Consider the following 1,711-nt stretch of genomic DNA (forward strand, 5'->3'; position numbering starts at 1 on the left):
GGTCAGTAGGAGTTATTGGAACAAACCCATTATTATCTGGAATACCGTTTTTTAAAGTCATAAGGTAATTCTTTACTAAAGAGAGAACATTTCCATTAAATGAATGGAGATCTAAAAAATATTTCAAACTCTCAAATCTCCCTATTTCACCAATCCTATTCCTAATAAAATCATTTTTCTTATAGTAATATTTTAAAAATTGAACATCTTTACCCATTTGGGAATTTGACCTAAAGAATTCTTCAGGTTCTATTTGCAGGATAAGCCCACTTCTCGGCAAATGGTTTTCTTTTTCTAATACATCCAATAAAGCTGTGTGAAACCCCAAACTCATGCCATTATGAGATAGATTGAAGGTAGAAACACTAATACTATCTGGAATAAGAGTATGATGAGCACGAGATGAGCCCATAATTAAATATTCGGGTTTCTCTACATTTTGTAAATAATAATTAATATTTCCTCCTGACATCCCATACTGATTCTTTTGATAGAGATAATCAAAACCAATTACCATTAATATGGAACCAATCCCAACAAATAGAAATAAAAATAAAGTAAATCTTATTAACTTACTTAATCCCATAAATTAATTTAGATTCAAAACTGAAAATAGATAAATTGACTACCATTTGAAACACCAAATAAAAGAATAAAAATAATTAGTACCCCACAAAATGCTGAAGCCCAAATTTCACCTTTTTCATTTACAATTGAGTATAGACTTTTCTTCCTTATCAAAAAATATTCTACAAAAAGTAAACCCATCAACCCAAAACATAAATTTGCAAATACCGAAGTATCTTTAATTGTTACTCCCCCTTGAAAAGAGAATATTGATTTTAAAATATCAGTAGCCTGTTGCAATGTTTCTGCCCTAAAAAACACCCAGCTTAAACAGATTAAATTAAAGCAAATAAAAACTCTAATTACTTTATACAAAAGAGTTTCAGTGTGCCCTCTAAAAACAATATTCCTTTTATATAGTCCTTTTTCAATAGATAAGAAAAGCCCATTTAAACCGCCCCAAATCACAAAATTCCAAGAGGCTCCATGCCATAAACCTCCCAACAGCATGGTAGTCATTAAGTTTCTATAGGTAAAAATATTCCCTTTTCGACTTCCTCCTAATGGAATATATAAATAGTCTTTTAACCAACTGGATAATGAAATATGCCACCTTCTCCAAAATTCTGTTACACTTTTTGAAAAATAAGGCAACTTAAAATTTTCCATCAAATCATAGCCCATCATTCGTGATAGACCAATGGCAATATCAGAATAGCCCGAAAAATCACAATAAATTTGAAAAGCAAATAAATAGGTGGCCATTAATAGAGTGGGGCCAGTATGCAGTTCATAATTATTATAAATGGAATCCACCTGAATAGCAATAGTATCAGCTACTACAACTTTTTTAAAAAAGCCCAAAAGAACTTTAGTAAAGCCGGAAATAAATTTATCTGAATCAATTTTTAGTTTATCCTTATGGAATTGAGGAAGTAAATTTTTTGCTCTCTCAATAGGCCCTGCAACCAATTGAGGAAAAAAAGAAACATATAATGCAAATTTCCCCAAATGCTTTTCAGGAGTTAAGCACCCTCGATAACCATCTATAGTATAACTTAAAGTTTGAAAAGTATAAAAACTAATTCCAACTGGTAGCAATAAACTGTGTTGATTTGGGGAATAATTTAAGGAAAAGTAATTG

At 30.7% G+C, this 1,711-nt stretch carries 2 protein-coding genes; both read right to left on the reverse strand.

Annotated elements, in window-relative coordinates; all coding sequences use genetic code 11:
- A partial coding sequence (locus E1171_RS01770) for a hypothetical protein (RefSeq protein ID WP_155203477.1) occupies positions 1-586 on the reverse strand: 586 nt, incomplete at its 3' end.
- Positions 587-600: 14 nt separating this feature from the next.
- Positions 601-1,711, reverse strand: a 1,111-nt coding sequence (locus tag E1171_RS01775) for an MBOAT family O-acyltransferase (RefSeq protein ID WP_155203479.1), incomplete at its 5' end; no start/stop codon positions are given.

Source organism: Xanthovirga aplysinae (genome assembly GCF_009711365.1).
Lineage (GTDB): Bacteria > Bacteroidota > Bacteroidia > Cytophagales > Cyclobacteriaceae > Xanthovirga > Xanthovirga aplysinae.